The organism is Ruminococcus albus 7 = DSM 20455, assembly GCF_000179635.2.
GTDB lineage: Bacteria > Bacillota > Clostridia > Oscillospirales > Ruminococcaceae > Hominimerdicola > Hominimerdicola alba.
Map to the genome: position 1 here is coordinate 193,007 of NC_014824.1, position 21,040 is coordinate 214,046.

A 21,040-nucleotide genomic window follows, 5' to 3' on the forward strand; every position below is an offset into this window, starting at 1 on the left:
AGAATAATCAACGATAAATCTATCAAAGAAAGGAATGAGCGTAATGACATACGAAAAATGGAAAACCTTAACAGAGGAAGAAAAGCAGAACGTTCCGGACGAGGAGCTTCCGGTTATTCCGGTGGAACAGCTGCGAAACAGCATAGTATCAGCTCGAATGGTGAGAGTGAACGGAGAACTGGGCTGGGAAGCAATTCAGAAAGTAGAAGATCAGGAAAACAAGATGTGGTTTCTGGAATACAAGACTCAGGAACTGGAATGTCAGAAGATCTGGTACAAGTTCAATCCTCTGAACGGAACTTACAGCATGAATCTGTCAGAAACAGAGCCGACAATAGAGGAAGAACCGATAGGAATATACGGTCAGAAGTGGATGAAGTGGATGGAGGAAAACTATCCGGAGAGAGTGACAGAAATGAAGTTCTATCACAAATACCTGACAACAGCCAGAGCGGTGGACAGCAGAGCTTGGGAACACAAAGAACTGCTGGACAGACAGTACGAGAAGGAGAATCCACGTCCGGAGAATTTCGAGGAAGTGCTGACATGGGAACAAACAAGAGCATTTACAGTGGACAGCACAGTGATGAGAGAAACAGTCTTAGTTCCGGTAACGAGACCGTAAAAGATAAATTTGATACATATATCAACCCGTCAACCAATTCGGGCGGTACTAATATAGAAGTTTTTCAACAGATATTATGTAAAGACCTATACAGCGGGCTATAAACAGAACAGGCAGATACTTCAATTACGAGGTATCTGCCTGTTCTGTATTTTTTATAGCGCAGCAATCTGTACATAATATAGATACCATTGTTTTTTGGCTATTTGGGTTTACGTTCATTTCTTGTACGAATAGCATTAGGAGAATCGTCATCTTGCCACGTATGGTCATTATATATGACATCTGGTATCGCTTCAAATAACTCATAAATCAAATCATGAGCTGAATTATTATTTGGAACCGTATGAAATAGCGGAATTACGCCAAAAGAAATGTAAAACAATTGTTTGCGAAGCATTTGATTTGGGGAACAAACCACATGAATGTACTTATATTTTCCGTTTAAAAAAATCTGAGATGCAACATAACATTCGTCAGCAGAGTTATATACACCATTTTCACCCTTATACTTTTGATTATATTCATCTCCTAATAAGGATTCGATAGGTATTCCAAGCTTTGTTAGATATTTAACCCCTGCAAGACTTAGTGAATACTGGTCTTGTATGCCATTTGCTGTATGAACACTACCAGGGATATATATTCCAACTCTTCGATTGCCTTTTCTTAGCTTATTATACAATTCGAATGCAAAGTTTAACCTTTCTTTAAATTCTGAATCTGGCTCGCCATGATTAAGCGGATGCTGAGCTGCAACCTCAATAAGTTCATCTTCATATTGCATATGTATTTTCATGTTAATATCTGCTTTTCTATATAAAGATTCCCAATATGTCCGTGCATTTGTTTTTTCTAAGCCAAAATTAAATGTTGATGGATTTATTAATTCCGTCACTTCAAAAAAAGATAATCTATGCTTAGCTTCATCAATCAATGCATTTATGTAATTATATGTTCGTTTGGCTATCGTATTTTCATTGATATTGCCAGAGAACACAAATGAAGTAGTTCCATTAATAGTTCTTGCAGGTGGCATTGTCATTGACTGATACCCCCATACTTCGGTTTCATTTATGCCCATAATAATTGTTTGACGCAAATATGTAAATGCGCATCCAATATACACAGATCCGACTGTACTTTGATTTGACAAATTCTGTGCTTTTAGCACTTCTCGCTTAATCGTTTTAATTATATTTTCAAATTGTGTCGCAAATGCATCTCTTGATAATTCTTTATCATAAGGCGTTTCAGTATCAGCCACATCATTGATAAACTCAGAATACTTATTCGGTAGTAATATAGTAAAAGAAGTGCCATGAACAAGCGAATCTGCAATGAAATCTGATGACAACGCTGTAATTAAGTTTGCGCCGGTGGTTGTAAGAATATAAATGTTTGTTTTGTTTTTTAAATTTTTAATTAAAACTTGAGGAGCAAGACCACTATCTAAAAAACCTTTAATGCCTCTTTGTTTACAATAGTCTAATGGGGAAATCAAATAATCTACACTATTATTATCACATTCTAACTCATCAGTAATAAAACTATTCGTGCCGTCTGAAATAAAATCGCTTGTTAATTTAATGGAACAATAGTATTTTTTATCTCTCGTAACGATATAAGTGTATTTTCTCGTGCCTTTTATCTTTATGTCCTCAATATATTCTCTTAACACACTTATATGATATGGTACATCACCTGTACCGTTGTCGTTCTCCCAGCATTCTTGGCGTATTCGATCACAAGATAAAGGAAGAGGTGAGTTGTTAGCTAAATACTCTAAAATACGAAATGGGATTCCGGTTAATGCCTCTTCCTTAGGAATACCATCGGTATAGAGTAATTGAGTATCAAAATCAAAATATTTATGTGAATCAAAAATTAATTTAGACATAATGCCTCCCATAGTAAGTACATTCAAAACAAATCCATAACTAATGAAAGAATTTCAAATCTCATTCTGAATCTATTTTATAACTAATAGGGCTGTGTTACACTATAAATACAGAGAAAAAGCAATCCAACATCTAAAATGCTATGTATGATTATAGCATAATTCTGATAGAATTACAACCCTTAAATGATAATTAGGAGGAATCGCTATGAAAAAATATCTTTCCATTATGAGTCGAAAAACAAAGATCAAATGTGCAGGAATTATTATTCTTGCTTTTGTAAGTTCGTTACTTGCCTCTCTTTGGCCTGTAAGACTGGCTGAACTCTACACAAACATTTCCAATGGTACTATCAATACACTGGCTAAAGGAGCCTTAGCCGTTGCAACCTTCGGTTTGATTTATCTTTCTGCCGAGTGCATTACGATACTTCGTAGAGTTATGCTGGACTGCGTAATTGCTACACACGAATCGGAAGTACGTGAAAACAGTGTTGAAAAGCTTCTTAAAATGCCTGCATCATTTTACTCTGGTAGCTTAAGCGGTGAAAAAACAGCACAGTTAAATCAGGGGGTTGCAGGATTCAGTCAGCTCATAAAAATCATGTGCAACGACGTATTCGCCACTGTTCTTACGGCGGTTTGCACGCTTGTACAGGTTTTTCTGAATGCGCCGTGGATTATGGTTGGAATCATGATGCTGTACCTTGCTCTGACAATTCTCATTTCAGTATTCCAGATTCGTTCGCAGAATGGTATTCGTGAAAAAATAGTTGGATACAAGAACTCTCTTGATGGTCAGATCTGCCAGTCCATCATGAATCTTGAACTTATCAGAAGCATGAATGCTGAGGAGTATGAGAAAAAAAGGCTTGTTCCGTCAATCTTGAATATTAGTAATACCGAGAAAAGGCACCACAAATATATGGGATCTTTTGACTGCGTAAAGCAGTTCTGCAAGATCTCATTCCAGATTATTCTGCTGATTGCTTCGGTAGTTCTCGTTTCTAGCGGAAAGATGTCTGGTGCATCAGTAATTACAGTATGCCTTCTATTCCAGCAACTTGTCAAGCCTATTGATGAAGTGTATCGTTTTATGGATGAAACAGCTTCTTCCGTAATCAAAGCGAAGGCTTTGCTCGAAGTGACCTCTAACCCATCTGATGAGGTATTCAACATCAATTCCTCTGGTGAAAAAACCATTGGAAACAAGATCGTTCTTAATGATGTTATCGTAACTAATCCGGCTAAAACTGAACAGATTGCTTGGTACGAAGATATAATAATCCCCACCAACTCTGTAATCGCACTCCAGGGTCCAAATGGTTGTGGTAAGTCTTCCCTTGTAAAGTGTTTGAACAGATATTACCCACATATTCAGGGCACAATTCGTCTTTTCGGTCGAGATCAGTCATCGTTTGACCAGAAAGAACTCACTTCGATGATCTATTACACTCCTCAGAGTTCATTCTTTATTGCTGGCACCGTTAGAGAAAACCTGATGTATGGTATTGAAAGAGACGTATCTGATGCAGAACTGGCTGATGCACTCTATCGTGTTCATTTGACTGGAACAGGACATGGTGATACTGTTATAGATGTAGATGCAAAAGAAGCTCTTGATTCTTTTATCAATGAGAAGTCCGAGAGACTCTCCGGTGGTATGAAGCAGAGACTATCTATGGCTAGAGCATTTCTTCGTCACCCTAAGCTGTTCATCTTCGATGAAATCACAGCTAATTTAGATGAAAATTCAAGAGACTTTGTACTTGCGAATATCGAAAGCTACGCAAAGAGCATCGGCGCAGGTATCATGTACATCAGTCACGATTCGTGTGTAGTAAAGAGATGTGAGGAAATAGTTACAATCAATAACAAGCTTCGCAGGAATACTATGGACAAATTAAGCGAAACAGAGGTGGCATGAGAATTCTTCCCCTTCCACTTGGGGATAAGAGCAAATGATAGTAAAAATGTGGAGAGAACAACGTCTTCACTCTAAAAACACCATATATTTTAAGGAGGTCTTTCAAATGAAAGTATTTACAGAGAGCAGAGAAAACAGAATGGAAATGGACAAGCACCTTGAAGGCAGACCCCCGATGCCTCATGAGCACGACTTCGGAAGACCGCTTCCTCCTCATGAGCGTCATGGCAGACCCATTCCTCCTTATGAGAGGAGAGCAATGATGCACGTTGAGTTCGGTAAAGACGACATCGCTCTTCTGGATACCATCTTCGGTGATCCCGACACCGCAATGGCAGCAGCTTACATCATTCAGAACGCTCCTCCGGAGATCCAGATCCTTGCTATTCAGCTTATGAAGATGAACGGTTCTTCTACTTTCCTAACTGCAAACTCCGGCATTGATTCTCAGGTGAGATTTCCGTCTCCCACTATGGACGAATCTGCACAGAACCTCTACGCAGAGCTTTACGGTGATGCTGGTGCTCGTTTCGTTGGTATTCTGAACTCTTCACCGAATGAGATCGCAGTTATTTCCAGATTGATCGCCTATTTGGATGACAGGACAAAGGAGGTATCGTAATGGATATGCACAGAACTGCCAAAGAAATCGGACTGTTTCTCACGGCTATCAACCTGGTTGCTGTCATGGACAGTCCTGATGTTCAGGATAAGGTAGGGGCTTCAATGCCCCTGCCGGATTCTGACACTGAGAAGAAAGTAAGTGACATAGCTAAGTGGCTTACCGGTTTTGGCAAGCGTAAGTATATTTTCCTTACCCCCGAGATCGCATTGATTGAGGAGCTTCTCAGACAGACCGACAACAAAGCCGAAGTCACAATTGTTATTCCCTGTGATCTTGACCCTGAGATCAAGGAACGATTGCAGAATAATCTTCCTCACGGAGCAATGGTGGAACTGCTCGAAGAACCTCATTTTCCTGCTATGCTCTATCCTAGCAACGGAATGCTTGTAACTTGTGGATACATGGGCGAAGATAGGGCGATGGTAATGGCAGATACCTACAGGATGGTAGAGCATTACAACAGTTTCCTCGGCAAGAAGGTCTTTATTCCTTATACTGAACTTACCTCAGCGGCTCGCTATGATGGCTGGATGGAGGTTGGACAGGACAGGATAACAGAGAAATGGAGGAGTGGACATGAATAATACAGCTGTAATCTCAAGCGGTGGTTTGAGGGAAAAGTTCAAGACTGAAAGAAAACAGAGTGCTTTGTTGGAAAAACTCAAAAAGAGTGGTTCGCTGATTCTTATCGCTGCGATGTTTGTCATCGGAAGTGTGGTAGCCCTCTTTTTCAATATTCCTATCAAGAGTGTAATGAGCAACTACTCCTATGATGTTCTGGTCATTTTGATCGTCATGGAGTTGTTTACCAACTTGATTGCAGAGACCGGCATCATGCAGCTTTTAGCTATCAAGATAGCAGAAATGTCCAAGGGTAAGAAACGCCTGTGTCTCATGATGTTCGGTGGGATGATGTTCCTTATCAGCTCGTGCTTGAATAACATAACCGCAGTTATGATGATCCTGCCTATCGTGTTTGTGCTTCTAAAAACTCTTGAAGTGGACAAGAAGTATGTATGTACGTTCTTTGCAGCTATTCTTGCTCTTAGTAACACTGGCGGAGCTGCGTCACCTGTTGGCGATTTTCCAGCAATTGTCATTATGACTAGTGGTATTACTAGCTTTCTTAGCTATCTTACACACGCTTTTCCTCTCTTTGCAATCACTTCAGCGGTTCTGATCGCAGTTTGGGGATATCACGTAAAGAAAGAGAATGATGATGGTGCATTAAGAAAGTTAGCTGTTATCAATCTTAAAAGCCAGTACAAAAACATCGAAATCCGATTTGACGTTCTGAAACTCCTTGCGGTTGTTTTTGTGGGAATGTTCCTTGCCTGGAGCTTTGTCCCTCAGAACATTATCCCCCCTGAGATCATCGCTATACTTGGATACGGAATCGCCATGGTCATCTGCTCGGTCAAAAAAATCAAGGTTCGCCAGATCATGGATCTTAAATCCGTTCTTACTATCGCTTCCTTCCTTTTCTTTGCGCAGGTAGTAAGTCAGACAGGTGTTCTGAATCTCCTTGCAGCTTATCTCCAGAATCATATTGATAACCCGAAAATCCTTGTAATGGTAATTATGGTCATTACATCACTTGTGGCAGGTATCTTTAGTGCTGGTCCGGCTGCTGCGGCGATGATGCCAATAGTTGTAAATATCTGTCAAAACTCTCTTACTGGACAGTCAGACTGGATTGCTGATGCCTATGCAGCAGCAATCTGTGCCGGTTCAAGTCTCTTTATGTGGTCTGCAACCGCCGGATTCATTTTGAGTGGCAAGGTAAACGGTGCAGGTATCGAAGCCGAAGATGGTAAGAAGACTTCTTGGGGAGTAGGTCAGTACTTGAAATATGGATTTGTGAATTACGCTATTCAGTTAAGTATCGCATTAGTGGTTATCGCAGTGGTATTATAAAGAAAAGACGCATAAAAGAGGCTGTTACACTTGGTTTTAGTGCAACAGCCTGCCTCTCTTTATTCGTCCTCATCACTACATTCATCCAAACCGTGAAGTAGCTGAATGTATACACACTCTGCACGTTCATGTTCCTCGCCATCTGTAGACATCATGAGTTCAAGGAAATACGCTTTCGCTTCTTCATAGTCCGTCCAGACCTCTCGCTTGCCGTTGCAAACGGTAGTGACTTTGTTTGATCTCGGCACTGCCAATTCAGATATTTTCAACATAGCTGTTCCCTCCAAAAGATTTATTGTGAATCCATTATAGCGGATAATTCTTCCGGAGTCCAGATCTGCGGAATAATTGTAACCATTCTTGTGAAGTTCGCAGCAATTTCAAACGCTGATCCGGTGCAGAGCGCACATATCGGCTTTCGGTGCTGTCAGAATTTCTCCTGACAGCACTTTTCTGTCAATGCTTCAACTGCAAGACCTTCGTTTGCAGAAACAGCAGAGGGTCGATGATCTGAACGGCAAGGCTATCGACTTCTTCAATATCCTCCTTGTAAACCTTGTTCGTGACATTTGCACGACGGGCGATCTGGTTGATATTGTTGGCAACATTATTGGCGATGCATGCGAGCTCCTTCAGCTCATTTTCGCTGACCTGAGCGATGTATCCCTCAAAAATCATCACACGAACAAATCCACTGAGACTGCTCATACCGCTGTTTTCAAACTTTTTCTTGATAGCCGCCATTCCTTCGGGGCTGACACGGACTTTCAGGTACAATGTACGCTTCTTTTCATCTTTCATTTCTCGTGTTCTCCTTTTTATTATTTCCTTAATTCGGGGTTGTAGGGGCAGCGCCCTCTGCCAAGCCTTATGCATTGTCGCAGGGCAGGGATAACGGTCATAAGAATGCTAATCTTAATCGTTGGGGTATAGAGACTATTTCGGGTATTCTCAAAAAGCCTGAATATGCAGGTCACACTGTCAACTTCCGTACTCATGTGAAGTCCTACAAAAACAAGAAACGTGTGGATAACCCAAAAGAGGATTGGCTGATTTTCGAGAACACTCATGAAGCTATTGTCACTCAGCAGGAGTTTGACTTGGTTCAGGAGCTTCGCAAGAACAAACGTCGCCCGACAAAACACGAGGAAGTCAATCCGTTTTCAGGCATCTGCTATTGTGCTGACTGCAGAAAGAAATTGTATCTGTGCCGTTCGACAACTATGACTGCCGATCAGGAACATCTGAAATGTGGCACTTATGCAAAAGACAAGAACGACTGTACAATTCACTTCATCAGAACGATTGTTCTGAAAGAGATTATACTAGGTGAGTTGAACAAGATGATTTCCTTTGTCAAGGAGAACGAGGACGAGTTTGTGCAGGCAGCGATGGATAATTCTGTTCAGAAGCAGTCCTCAGAGCTTGCCAAGTCCAGGAAGAAGCTGAGAGCAACCGTAGCAGAGCTGACCGCTTACATTGATACTGCCGAACAGAAGTCAGCCGATATGACCGCATTCATCATGGCAGTACAGAAATATGAGCATATCACGGAGCTGACACCTGAGATTATGCATGAACTGATCGAGAAGATCGTCGTTCACGCTCCTGACAAGAGCAGTGGTCACAGTACACAGGAGATCGAGATACACTATCGTTTCGATGTTGCCGTTACAACTGCTGTCGCTGACAGCATGAAATACGACAAAAATAGAAAGGCTGCGTAACCGCCATGGTTACGCAACCTCATCTTCAAATCATAAAACTTCTTTACGAGTACCCGCCTTTCGGCTGGCGGGTTTGTTGTTTATGAAGAAGAATGTGATATGATAGGTGTTGATAAGACAGAATTATCATTCGCAGATCAAGTAGATGCTGTAATGAATGGTAACTTCCCTTTCTATAGTGCGCTTGCGCTGGAAGTTTGTGATACACCCAAGATCTTAGAAGATATAGGCTGCGAATAATTGCCTATGTTGTACACTCAAAAGCATCTAAAGAACGCTTTAGCCTCAAAAGACAGGAAAAAGCATAAGCATGGTTTATGTATCAATCAAATCACTGCCTGACTTATTTAATTCAGCTGCGGTTATTGCGGATTCACCAACGAAATCAAATAGCGCTATTGTTATTACATGTGAACTGGATAGAGATAATAATTGCATTTCGTATTTCAACAAACAAAAAAAGCCAAGATCTGTTCTCGTCTCTACTGCTCCAATTGCCGAAGGCGTTTAACAATCTTGACTATGATATTATCTTACATCAAAGCAACAATATTGTTAAGACCTCTGGTGTAAGAATAGATGGTATAGATAACAAGAACCAAATGACACTTGAAAGATGGGGAGAACAATACTCCGAATTAACAAGTTCATTTAACCCTTAATAATATTATACAGCAAAATGATAGTATTGTCAATACCTGAGATGAAAAAATAAAAGCCAATTTACATCTAGTGTGCTCGGACTACAATCATTCGAGGGCTTTGATGTTCTTGACGATTTTGCCGCCGCACGCTCGTGACTTTAGTCATGAGTTAGGCGGCATTTCCTGACATTCTGTTGTGCATGGTCGAGGGTATGTATATTCATTGTAATACCATATCGTAAGAACTACCAAATACAGGAAGTCCTGATCATATACTTCGTCTTGTAAACTGTAAGCCTCAATTAAGAATGTCAGATACTATAATTCTTAAGTGAAAGACAGCTAAGTGAGTAAGATTAGCTGTCTTTCTGCATCTTAAACCTCATAAAAAAAATTTGAATTCTGTTTGTGTCACGCGTGACACAAACACAGAACAACTTTTAAGTATATAAAATTTTAAATTCTTAAAAAAATCTACTATAATAAATATATATGGAATCCATCGTATTTTGTAGCAACTGTAAGCGACAGAAGTCTTAAACAGGTAACAGATTACATTAATTCTCAAAAAAAGAAGTAGAAGGAGGGAGTCAGCAGTATGCAGATATATACGACTTACAGCGTTAAGATCAAGCATTACAACAACATCTTAAAAGATACCGTTATCGTATACAGACATGCTGTAGATTACCTTATCAAAGTATGTCTTGATAATTGGGATAACATTGTTACATTCAAAGGTGTGAGTAGACTCACATATATTGAAACACTGATCCATACTACAAAAGATAATCCCGATCCAATTTATGATTTTGATGCCAAATTCTATAAGATGCCAAGCTATCTGCGCCGTGGTGCAATCAACGAGGCTATAGGCAAGGTATCATCTTACAAAAGCAATCACTATAACTGGGTTAATAATCCAGTTGGAAGAGAACCATCGTCTCCAAAAGCAGGATATACATTCCCTTCTATGTACCGTACAGTAATGTACAATCAGACCGGTGATTATACTGCCCAGATCAAAGTCTACATCCGTAATACATGGGACTGGATAACGATAAACCTTAAAAAGTCTGATATGGATTATATATACAGACATTGCAGTTTTCGCAAGCAATGCGCTCCAACACTTCAAAAACGAAGCAAGGAGTGGTTTTTGGACTTTCCGTTTGAGGAAAAGGTCAAACTTGCAGATACATCTGTACACGAACAGACCATTGTTGCTGTAGACCTTGGGATCAACACCGCTGCTACGATTTCCGTAATGCGTTCAGATGGCACTATTCTTGGAAGGCATTTTTGTAAGCTTACCAAAGAAACAGACCATCTGATGCATAGCATTAACCGTATAAAAAAAGCTCAGCAGCATGGTAACTATAAAACACCAAGGCTTTGGGCAAAAGCCAAAGGAATCAATCACGACATTGCCACTAAAACAGCTGCCTGCATCGTAGATATAGCCGTTCTTTATAATGCAGATGTTATTGTATTTGAGCATTTAGACAAGAACGGTAAGGTCCGCGGTTCTAAAAAGCAGAAGCTCAAGCTGTGGCGCAGTCAGGAAGTACAGTCTATTGTAACGAATAAAGCTCACAGACTAGGTATGAGAGTAAGCCGTATCTGTGCATGGAATACGTCACGCTTTGCCTACGATGGCAGTGGTTTTGTACTTCGTGGTAAATTCGGTGGTTTCAATACCTATGAGCTATGCAAATTTCAAAATGGCAAGACCTACAACTGTGATCTATCTGCTTCGTATAATATCGGGGCAAGATATTTCATACGTGAAATATTAAAATCCTTGGATGAGAATTCAAGGTTGCTCATTGAGGCAAAAGTCCCTCAATGCTGTAAGAGAAGCACCTGCACGTTCTCTACCTTAGTTAACCTGAATGCGGAAATTATTGCTCAAACAGCATAATTTTCTGAGTTCAGGCTGTATGGTAGAAACGTAGTCCGCCTGCCTAAAGTGGGCGTGTCCGCTAGGACACTATAGGAAGCACGCGACTTTAGTCGTGTGAGGCTTCACTCTAATAATAGTATATAGCAAAATGACGATAATATCAAGTCTTTCGATTTAAAAAATTCTGCGAACACCTCAGAGATCAAAAGGGAGCCTGCAACAGATACAACCGATGAAAACGGCATAGTATTTTCTATAATACAGACAAAAAGCCCCTGCATACAGGGCATGGGTAAATGCGTTTTGAATTTTACCACATTATTGAAAATGTAATAATGACTCATTTTTTTGTAAAGAGGCTGCTGCGGATGCAACAGCCTCTTATTGTTACTCAAATTCGTCGCGGCATAGCTCATCTAGAGTTACTTTTTCACTTAAGAATATGATAGCTTTTTCATGTCCTATTTCTCTATCTCCCTAGCAAGTGAGAACATATCCTGATAGGGTACAAAGTCCAAGGGGTACTTAGCTATAGCATTTTCGATTTTATCTATCAAGATGTTATTATTCATAATTACACCTCCATAAAAAGAGGGGCTACCCCTTGCAGGATAGTCCCATTGGACTTAACCGAACTAAATTTGGTCAATCATCTATCATTTCAAATAACTCTATATCATTTTCCATAGCAAGCTGTTTAGCATTCTTAGTAAACTTAGAATTGGTAATAACCGCAGCCTTATTAGCGTTATAGTGCTTACGAGCAGCGCATACCTCTTGTACTGCCTTCACTCCGACAGTACCTTTGTACCGCTTACACTGAAATACCCAGCTGTTACCACGCCAATCCCTTGCTGTCAGATCAGCACCATAGTCACCTGTTATAGGCGTAGTCTGCACCTTCCGAAAACCTCTACCTAATAGATACTTAGCACAGTATAGTTCGTAGTCCCTACCTGACATATTTTCAGTCTTCTTTGACTTATTGATCAGATATAACAAGCAGGCTATTATTAGTGCAATGACTAATGATACTACACTATTACCATACTGCTTGTTTTCCAGATCCGTTTTGAATATTACCAGAAAGAAGACCAAAAATATAACTAGGATAATGTTTACCAGGTCTTTGACAGCTTTCATATGATCACCCTTTCAAAATCGGTTCATGTACCCCCTGTACCCAGTTCATTTCCTTTCCATACTTATACATTCCCTGATATAAAGGTTTATTGTTAGCTATGCTTCTCGCACTTGTATTCTGGAATTTAGTCCCCTTACGAGTTCTATATCCGAGATCATTCGGTTCATCAGCTATGGTAAGCATCGGTATTTTTTCATCGAGACGCTTAAACACATATTCAACTATAGGCTTTTCTTCATCGTTGATAATAAGCTGTCCATGCTCTATCTTATAACCATAAGGACACCTTCCACCTGCATAGCCACCACACTGAGCTTTCATACTCCTACCTTTCCCGGTACGAAGTGCTATGTTCTTACGCTCTTGCTCAGCCACAAATTGCAGCAAAGCTCTATAGATATTGGCAAACTCCCCACCCTCAACAAAATCTTCTTTGGTAGAAAGCAGTTTTATATTCTTCTTTTCGAGAGTGTACAGATAGTAAAAGTACAACTTAGTATCACGAGCAACTCTATCATTCTTGAATACTATCACTGCCTCAAATGGTGGGTTTGTTATATCACCATAAAGTATTTCATCGAAAGCAGGACGATTATCGGAAGCAGCACTCACTTCATCGATCTTCCAATCGACTATGGAATAATCATGCTGATCAGCATAGGACAATATCTCTTTACGCTGAACATCTATACCATACTTATCATCGTTAGCCTGCTGAACTGTTGAAACTCTTATATAGCCTATTGCTTTCTTAAGATCTTTCATAATGATACCACTTTGTTGTATTTAGTATAGCATGTTTGTATTTACTTGCCAAGAGGTTTTTGCAAGTTAAATGTTTTTTTTGCGGAATTTTCGACACTCATACGCCCGGCTTATATACCCTCATTCATTCCCCCGGTACCCGATTTAACTGCTAACATGCAGCAGCCGGAACCAGATCGCATAAATATATACAATTGATATATGTTAGTATTATTTAAAATGCTGATTTGTATTTAATCTTGAAATTAATAACCTCTGCTTGGAAGCTTCCAAGCAGGGGCTACTTTTGGTGGCGCAAAAAATCTCACTCCCCTACCCCGATAGTCTCTACTGTTCGAGCGTATGATCAGTTTACTTTGATAGTTCTTATGCAGATCTGATTTTAAAAAGGAAATTTAATTTTCGCCTTAGCTGAAAAATCCGAGAAAGCATTTTTTACATCATCGAGTGCTTCCGGTACTACTTCAGAAACTGTATCCACCACTCCAGATGCTAGATCCTGTGCTTTTTCAGCAATGATTTCAGCTCCTTCAGCACCAAGTTCTACGGCTGTTTGATATGCTTCAGTAGCAAGTGCGCATCCTACTGTTCCGCCAACAATAGAACCTCCAACACTGCCAACTGGTCCTGCAACAGTACCGATAGCTCCACCAACAGCTCCACCTACCACGCTTCCCGTGACAGCAGCCGCATTTTCTCCCAAATTATATGCCAGTTCCTTTCCGCCAATTTTTCCCTGTGCATAATCTGAGATATCATCATATGATTCAACTGCGTAAGAAACCGCTGCTGCCGGAAGGCATGATCCTCCGACTTTGCTTATCAAAGCACTCGAACTCTTACTCATAGTCTGTGATACAGCTGTTGAAATAAAAGTTGTTCCATAAGCTATCCCTCCAGAAGCTGCTGTATCCTTAGTAACATCTACAAATGCTTCCTTAGGAGTTATTTCACCTTCCATAACCTTATTAACATTGTCAACTGTAGATACGCACGCAGTTATCGAAGCAGATAAAGCGGCACTTTCAAGTCCGGCTTTGTTGCCGACACGAGCTGTTTCCTGTGCAAATATTTTAGCCGTATACAACTTCGGATGCTTTGTAGCAGCTATTGCTTCGCTTGAAGTAACAGTACTCTTTTCGATCATCTGATCGATCTTATTGTACCTATCGATAGAAGCCTGTTTTTTTTCAGCAAGCTCTCTATTACCGCTTTTTGCTGCATGCCGATACTGTTCCTCAAGTTTTTCGATTTTTTCAGGAATAAGTTGTTTAACATCATCATAATAATCTTTAGGTATCTCCATTTTATCAACCGCGCCATCATTGAAGTATTTATCAAATGATTTTGATTTCAGCTTTCTAAGGCACTCTTCTCCATTTTTACCGACGAATTTGACTTGAACTCTTTCAACAATGTTTCCATTGCTGTCTATGCGAACTTTATCTACATACTGGTCGTTCTTTGCAATACCTTTAATTGCTTTATCTGCAAGGTCATCTACACGATAGGTGGTGATGCCTGAGCCTGAGATCTTTGCTTGCATATTCTCTTTTGCTGTACTAATGACCTCTGCTGAAAAGCCTGAATGTTGTTTTAGATTTTGGTGATAATTATCCGGATTTATCTTCCATGCCCCTATGTCTTTCAGTCCTAGCGTCTTTTTTCCATCACCAAGATCCTCTCCGCTATACATTTGCTTTGCTGTATCTAAAAAATTATTTCTAAAAGCAGATAAATCGGTGTTTTCAGCAAGATCAACATCCAGCCAGTTTGTAATATTTTTGTCGATAGATTCATTTACACCGCTGAAAACTCCAGCTTCAGGTTTTATTGAACTTTCAAAACCACTGTGCAAAATTTTCATTTTAGATTCAATATCAGAAATACTGTTATCTAATCCACTTGTTTCCGGTTTATCAAAATTCATTATATCTCCCCCTTTGCTGTCAGTATATAACAGATACTGTCATATTCGTCATCAGAAAATCTCTTCAGTTTATTTTTTACAAGCGCTTTCAGTTCTTTAGAACCTTCGATTCTCATAAAAGTCTTGTCATCTATATCTATTACAGCTTGTACAAATTTTTTCAGTATAGGTATATCCTGAGTTTTCCATACCATAATACCACCATAAAGGTCATACTCTTCTATCAGAGAAGATATTCTGTTTTTGATATCACGAGATATATTAAGCACCTTTAATGCTGCCCGCAGGCTACTTTCTTCTATCTTCTTTCTCTTTATCCACGGCTGCATAAGCATACATATCAATTCTGAACGTGCTTCTTTGATCGGCTTTATCTCTGTTCTGGATTTGTATACATACGGCGAATCGATGATGTTTGCTTTATTTATCATAGTAAGCACAGGATTAATCCAGTCATTTTGATATACCACAGCAACACCACTGGGGAGTTTCGCTATCTCATTTACCTGATCCTCGGTCAATCCGACAGAGCGTCCAACAGCTTCCCTGTCATTTGCTTCCGGTGTTCTCAGAACTATCTTTGTGTTTGTATTCTTTATGGCTGCAATATCTACCGATGAAGGCGACTGATCAACGATTATAAAGCCTTCACCATATGTTCTTATTTCAGCTATAGTGTTTGTAAGCATTTCAACGGATTTTCCGATCAATTCTGATGAACCGCCATTACCCGTATTTTTAAGTAAGTTGTGTGCTTCTTCTAGGACAGTTATGTGCTTAAGTCCGTTATTATTTTCTGTTTTCCTGTCAACACGATATTCATTCAGGATATATACGATCAGTCCCATGAGAAGTGCTTTTGTTTCAGTTGATTTCACTCTTGATATGTCTATTATACAGTTATTATCAAACAGTTTATAATACGGGGTCTGATCTGTCGTGAAAATATATTTGTTTAATCCTACCGTAAGCGATTTTACTCTTGTCAGCAACGCACCTCTGTAATTTGATTTTATATCAGAAGCATAATCCGAATTATCTATTAACATCCCGAGCTGTTCGGAAAGAATTTCAAAGTCCGGATATTCCGCAACATCTCCTTCAAAAGTTGAAGAGCCAAGATCCCAACCTACAGCTTCGTAGGAGCGAAGTATAGCATCCTTAAAAAACGCAGGCATTGCATCATACATCGGCCAGCATACTCCGAATATTTCCACCAGACCGTCAACATGCTCTAGTACATGGATAGATTCAGGGAATCGGAACGGATTAAGATTTATAAGATCTGATATTTTGGGATTAGTAGAATATACATTAACATCATCCCAGTTTCCAAAAACATCTTTGTATTCACCTTTAGCAGGTTCGATAACAAGAAAAGGTATTTCATCCTGATGCAGCTCTGCCAGCATCTGATAGACGGCATTGCTTTTTCCCGAACCGGTCGAACCGGTAATGAATGTATGCATATTAAGGCTTCTGTTATCAAGCTCAACTTTTTTCTCTGTTATCTGTCCGAGATCAAATACTCTGCCAAGTAACATAGTATCATCAGATTGGTCTTCTTCGCTTTTTGAAAATAATCTATATGAATTAACTTCTTTTCCGAATTCTGCGTGTTCAATTACCGGTAGTCCGGGAACCGTAGTCCTTGGAAGTCCCAGGTGCAAGCCCAGATCCTTTCCACTAACTGATGTGGCTGCATTCACAAGTACATTTCCTCCATACACAAAGCGAGGATGCATAAATCTGGAAAGGTACATCGTCAGATCTGAAAAATTCCCCACAGTCTGCGGATTATTTCTTCTCCACGAATTTATAGCTGAAACTTCTCTTCCTGATTTTTCACCATTCATAAGTGACCGATAATTGCTGGCAGCAATTTCAGCAGCTGACATATCATCAGAGATAAAATAACCTGCTGTGTCCCACATACCGTAACTGTCAAATTCATCAGTTCTTTTAAGATTTTCATCGATAAGCGCCATAAGATCAACGACTGTCTTATTCTCTGTTGTGGACATAACCGAGTTTGATGTTGTGGTCGTTACCTGTTCATTCGGAGCAAGGGAGTTGATAAAACCATTAAGCTGACCTGAGATCTGTCCGCCAAACATTGCTCCTGTACTCAATCCTCCTGCCTTACCAATAGCTGCAGCTCCACCTATGGCACCACCTACAACACCGGCAATTGATAATACAGCACCCGTTATCATAGCAGCCTTCTGTTTTCCGTTCATTTCAGCAAAAGATCTGGAATGTGAAGATGAATCAGTTGTACTGTCAGTATACTGAACTCTTGCCAACGGTGATAGCTTGGTATACAGATCCTGATAACTTTTTCTCAGCATCTGAACCGTCTGCGGAGACTGATTTTGTGCGATTATAATACCTGTGTATTGTCTGCCATACATTGCAAGAGCCAGTTTTTCCAAGCCCTGAACAAACTGTTCATTTGCCTGTTCCGTATTTTTACAATTTCCAACAACACTTACCGATGCAATATTGTTCTGATCTAATATTTTTCTTGACAGTTTTCCAATGCTCGTCCTGTCTTCGCTAACTATTTTAACTCCGGGGAAATTTCCGATAAGTGTATTTTTCAGTGTATCACCAAGCGTCACCATTGAACGCTTTTCAGGATCATCATCTGATGTATTGCTCCTTACCCCGAGATAAAAATTTGTTTCATTACCATCAGAATCAATTATTATGAAAACCGATGCGTTATATGTAGATAATGTATTAAAGACCGTAGTAAATTTATTAGTAACAGACTCGCCCTTACGATAAACCATCTCTGTGATCCTATAAATACGAATATTATTTATTAGTTCATTTTCAAGAGAAGGTAGATCTCCAGCCGGAGCGATCTCCATTTCATTAAGTCGTGCCAGATATTTTTTTCTTATACCCTCATCTATTATCTCAAGACGATTATCTATCGTCATTTCTTCGGTCGATGTCATCACATCAGAGTTATAGGTAGCTATTTCGTCCATCTTTGTTTACCCCCTTTCGATCAGATGAAGTTTATCATTTATCTGAGAAAGCCAATCCATATCATTCTGCAAAAGCTGTTCATCTTGCGAAAGCTGTTTTGAGACGATCTGCTTTTCTTCAGTCTTTTGCTTTATTATCTGATGTATACGATTATGATAAACATTTGCAAGAACAGCATAATACTTTGTAAGAGTTTCTGTCCAGTTATCGACAACTCTCTGACAAATAGGACCATATTCTTCCACTGCCAGTGTTCTCCACGCTTCATATGTATATGTTACTTCCATTACCTTATCATTATTAGCATCAGCATTGTTTTTCAACCTATCGAAAAGTGATGCCTTGCGAACTATATATTGTTCTGTTTTGATATCCATAAACTTTTCTGTAAGTGATGGAGTAATATACTCCTTTGCTTCGTAATTGAAATCCACAGTTGGTTCAAAATCCGGGTCCATTTTTGTATCAGAAAACCATTTTCCGAATAGTTGATCGATCTCTGCGCTTTTTGCCACAGAAGCACTATCTATTTCCGCTACAAATTCAGAATAAAATTTATCAAGCATCGTATTAAATTCTGTAGCCATTGCAATTGCTTCATCCATATTAGTAGTCTTTGTCTTTTTCTTTCTCCACTCGGAAATTTTGAAGAAAAATGATTTCATTGAAGATACATATTCCGTAGGTATGATCAGATTATCACGCTGATTGAAAAGATCATCAGCGTTTTTTAGAGTATTTATATCGTTTTCAAGTGAATCGATCTTCCTATGTATACCTGAATTTACTATCTTACTCTTTTCATTCTCCTCATCTACATCCGCCTGTAACTTACTGATAGTACCTTTTAAAATCCCAAGAACTTTTGTAATGTATTCAGTAAGCGGATATACTTCAAAATAATCGCTTATGACCGCATCATTAACATCATTTATGATATTTGGGGTATGTATCCCAAGATCAGAGATTATCCTTTCGATCTGAGGTCTGTTTAATTCAGCACTAATGCAGAAAAAGAGTTGTCTGCTGCTTATATCATCACGGCATATTATTGATCTTAGGTCTCTTTTGTTGCGATTTAGATCGTGAGAATCTATAAACATTACTATTGGTGTATTCGTAAGATCTGTGGTTGTCAGTTCATTAACATTATCTATATTTTCAATATCTATTTTCTCGTCACAAAGTGAAATAGAGGATATTTTGTTTCCATTTATCGTTATAAATGAATATGGACTATCGAGTACCTCTTTATTATCATCTTTAAAAGCCTTATAATCAAATCTACGATTGGGATGCGCATCCAACCATGAAAAAACATCATAAATACGTTTGTTTTTTATAACTGGTTCTTCTAGCTCGTTTTTATAAAAGAATGCGACTTCGTTATCTGTTACCCCTGCTTTTCTAAATGAAGATTTTATTAGTTCGTAATCCGACTCTGTACCTGAAAAATAAAAATCAAATCCATAACCGTTCATCTCATCACGAAATACCTGAGGGAGTAATTCGACCCATTCCTGAAGTTTTTTATCACGATATTTTTCTATAATACTATTTATTTTAGGTGGCTGATCATTGAATTTCACTACTGTTTCCATTAAGTATGGATTATAGCTTAATTCTGTTTTTACCATAGTTGATCACTCCTTTAATAAAAATAAAAGGCAACGCCAAAAGCATTGCCTTAATCAGCTATAAACCAAAAATCTATGCAACCGGCTGTCATACTCTTCGAGCTTAGACCCTTAGCTTTGCGTCACTGCCTTTCAGCAATTTTGCCTTTGTGATATAATATATTTTTATTATATACCATGTACTTGTAATTGTCAATGAATCTGTACGTATCCTGCTTATTTAAAGATATATTTGGTATTACACACAAATTATCCATTTATAATATTGCACTTTGATGAAAGGCCATTTTACATTCTTGTTTTAGTAATTGGGCTTATATAGACGATTGTCTAGTCCAAACGGCTTCTTTTCTGTGATTTCTCCCGGATCTAACTTCTCATAATGCTCTTCACACATATACATCTTCGCATCGATGTTGTCGATGTAGTGCAAAACAAATGCTTCTGGAATAGCCGGACAGGATACTGTCCCCCACTCCTGCGTACCGTGGTGCGAAAGTATCATGTGGATCAAAAGCTGAACTTTTTCTTTGTTGTAGTTTCCGTCCGACGCAAAGCCTTTGATAAGCGAAGCTCCCATATATAAGTGACCTAACAGCACTCCGCTTGCCGTAAACTCAGCATCACCGCTGATCGAGGTCTTATATTCCCATACTTTGCCTATATCGTGCAGGGCTGTACCACAGAGAAGCAGCTCACGGTCAAGGTTCGTATATACTCCACAGAGTGCATCGGCAGCCTTGACCATACGATAAGAGTGGTACAGCAGACCACCCCTGAGATTGTGATGCATAGATACAGCGGCCGAGGAAGTCATAAAACTATCTTTATACTTTGTCAGTATCTTCAACGTAAGATCGGACAACGGCGTATATTTGCCATCATAGTCGTTTGAAGAGCTTTCGATCAGACTGCATATTTCGGTATACATCAGGTCTAAGTCCACGGGTGGGAGCTTAGTGAAGTCATTGACCGTAAGTGTGCTGTCTGCTGTCGGTCTGATCTGCACTATTTTGAAGCTCTTTGATCCCTGATACTCAGAAACAGATATCTCTGCATCAGCTATCGTGTCCTGCCTGATACCGAGAGACGCAAGACTCTCTTCCGAGGTATCGAACATCATAGCCGTGACTTCCGAAAAGCCGTCTTTCAGCGATACTCTCACAAATTTATTGCCGTTTCGTGCGGTATTTTCCTCGATTGCAGACACCAATACAGGACGGTTGATCGTGCTGCCGATCTGAGCATCGGAGAATTTTATATACTGTTCCTTATCCATAGAAGTTCCTT

Annotated in this window: 17 protein-coding genes, 1 pseudogene and 1 riboswitch; of the genes and pseudogenes, 9 read left to right on the top strand and 9 right to left on the bottom strand. The window is 39.5% G+C overall.

Features of this window, described 5'->3' with window-relative positions:
• Positions 1–43: 43 nt before the first annotated feature.
• Positions 44–625, top strand: a complete 582-nt coding sequence (locus RUMAL_RS17615; protein WP_013483452.1) for a TnpV protein — start codon at positions 44–46, stop codon at positions 623–625.
• Positions 626–827: 202 nt separating this feature from the next.
• Here the strand turns inward: RUMAL_RS17615 and RUMAL_RS17620 are convergent, their stop codons facing one another.
• Positions 828–2,525, bottom strand: coding sequence for a winged helix-turn-helix domain-containing protein (locus RUMAL_RS17620; RefSeq protein ID WP_013483453.1), 1,698 nt, complete (start codon positions 2,523–2,525; stop codon positions 828–830).
• Between the two features lie 208 nt (positions 2,526–2,733).
• On the opposite strand from RUMAL_RS17620, the gene RUMAL_RS17625 reads away from it, so the two are divergent.
• From RUMAL_RS17625 to RUMAL_RS17640, 4 genes are all read left to right on the top strand, one after another.
• Positions 2,734–4,452 (top strand): ATP-binding cassette domain-containing protein, encoded by a 1,719-nt coding sequence (locus RUMAL_RS17625; RefSeq protein WP_013483454.1) that lies wholly within the window; start codon positions 2,734–2,736, stop codon positions 4,450–4,452.
• Between the two features lie 106 nt (positions 4,453–4,558).
• Complete coding sequence (locus tag RUMAL_RS17630; protein ID WP_013483455.1) at positions 4,559–5,074, top strand: hypothetical protein; 516 nt, start codon at positions 4,559–4,561, stop codon at positions 5,072–5,074.
• Positions 5,074–5,661: a hypothetical protein gene (locus tag RUMAL_RS17635; protein WP_013483456.1), complete on the top strand. Its 588-nt coding sequence runs from the start codon at positions 5,074–5,076 to the stop codon at positions 5,659–5,661. Before RUMAL_RS17630 ends, RUMAL_RS17635 begins: the two co-directional genes overlap by 1 nt.
• Entirely contained in the window at positions 5,654–6,994 is a 1,341-nt protein-coding gene (locus RUMAL_RS17640; protein ID WP_013483457.1) for an ArsB/NhaD family transporter, read from the top strand. Before RUMAL_RS17635 ends, RUMAL_RS17640 begins: the two co-directional genes overlap by 8 nt.
• A 59-nt stretch (positions 6,995–7,053) precedes the next feature.
• Here the strand turns inward: RUMAL_RS17640 and RUMAL_RS17645 are convergent, their stop codons facing one another.
• On the bottom strand, positions 7,054–7,266 hold the full coding sequence (locus RUMAL_RS17645; protein WP_013483458.1) for a hypothetical protein: 213 nt from the start codon (positions 7,264–7,266) through the stop codon (positions 7,054–7,056).
• Positions 7,267–7,450: 184 nt separating this feature from the next.
• Positions 7,451–7,795, bottom strand: coding sequence for a plasmid mobilization protein (locus RUMAL_RS17650; protein ID WP_013483459.1), 345 nt, complete (start codon positions 7,793–7,795; stop codon positions 7,451–7,453).
• Positions 7,796–7,848: 53 nt separating this feature from the next.
• Between RUMAL_RS17650 and RUMAL_RS17655 the strand changes: the two are divergent.
• From RUMAL_RS17655 to RUMAL_RS17665, 4 genes and pseudogenes are all read left to right on the top strand, one after another.
• Positions 7,849–8,721: pseudogene (locus RUMAL_RS17655) on the top strand (DUF4368 domain-containing protein); the annotation flags it as partial.
• Positions 8,722–8,820: 99 nt separating this feature from the next.
• A complete protein-coding gene (locus RUMAL_RS21955; RefSeq protein WP_154662866.1) occupies positions 8,821–8,961 on the top strand; it encodes a hypothetical protein in 141 nt (46 codons plus the stop codon).
• 894 nt (positions 8,962–9,855) lie between these two features.
• Complete coding sequence (locus RUMAL_RS21470) at positions 9,856–9,945, top strand: transposase (protein WP_242843419.1); 90 nt, start codon at positions 9,856–9,858, stop codon at positions 9,943–9,945.
• Positions 9,946–9,963: 18 nt separating this feature from the next.
• Positions 9,964–11,289: an IS200/IS605 family element transposase accessory protein TnpB gene (locus RUMAL_RS17665; RefSeq protein WP_013483460.1), complete on the top strand. Its 1,326-nt coding sequence runs from the start codon at positions 9,964–9,966 to the stop codon at positions 11,287–11,289.
• 627 nt (positions 11,290–11,916) lie between these two features.
• Here the strand turns inward: RUMAL_RS17665 and RUMAL_RS21960 are convergent.
• From RUMAL_RS21960 to RUMAL_RS21020, 6 genes are all read right to left on the bottom strand, one after another.
• Positions 11,917–12,234 carry a restriction endonuclease gene (locus RUMAL_RS21960; protein ID WP_157865502.1) on the bottom strand — a complete coding sequence of 106 codons (318 nt, stop codon included), beginning with the start codon at positions 12,232–12,234 and terminating at the stop codon, positions 11,917–11,919.
• Between the two features lie 184 nt (positions 12,235–12,418).
• Positions 12,419–13,180, bottom strand: coding sequence for a recombinase family protein (locus RUMAL_RS17675; RefSeq protein ID WP_013483463.1), 762 nt, complete (start codon positions 13,178–13,180; stop codon positions 12,419–12,421).
• Positions 13,181–13,562: 382 nt separating this feature from the next.
• The gene (locus RUMAL_RS17680; RefSeq protein WP_013483464.1) at positions 13,563–15,110 is read right to left on the bottom strand and encodes a hypothetical protein; all 1,548 of its coding nucleotides are present in this window, start codon (positions 15,108–15,110) and stop codon (positions 13,563–13,565) included.
• Positions 15,110–18,112 carry an ATP-binding protein gene (locus tag RUMAL_RS17685; protein ID WP_013483465.1) on the bottom strand — a complete coding sequence of 1,001 codons (3,003 nt, stop codon included), beginning with the start codon at positions 18,110–18,112 and terminating at the stop codon, positions 15,110–15,112. The genes RUMAL_RS17680 and RUMAL_RS17685 overlap by 1 nt, the downstream gene beginning before the upstream one ends.
• A gap of 6 nt (positions 18,113–18,118) precedes the next feature.
• Positions 18,119–19,750 carry a hypothetical protein gene (locus tag RUMAL_RS17690; RefSeq protein ID WP_013483466.1) on the bottom strand — a complete coding sequence of 544 codons (1,632 nt, stop codon included), beginning with the start codon at positions 19,748–19,750 and terminating at the stop codon, positions 18,119–18,121.
• Between the two features lie 73 nt (positions 19,751–19,823).
• Positions 19,824–19,906: riboswitch (cyclic di-GMP riboswitch) on the bottom strand.
• Positions 19,907–20,051: 145 nt separating this feature from the next.
• Positions 20,052–21,029 (bottom strand): 3'-5' exoribonuclease YhaM family protein, encoded by a 978-nt coding sequence (locus RUMAL_RS21020; protein WP_013483467.1) that lies wholly within the window; start codon positions 21,027–21,029, stop codon positions 20,052–20,054.
• Between the last annotated feature and the right edge of the window lie 11 nt (positions 21,030–21,040).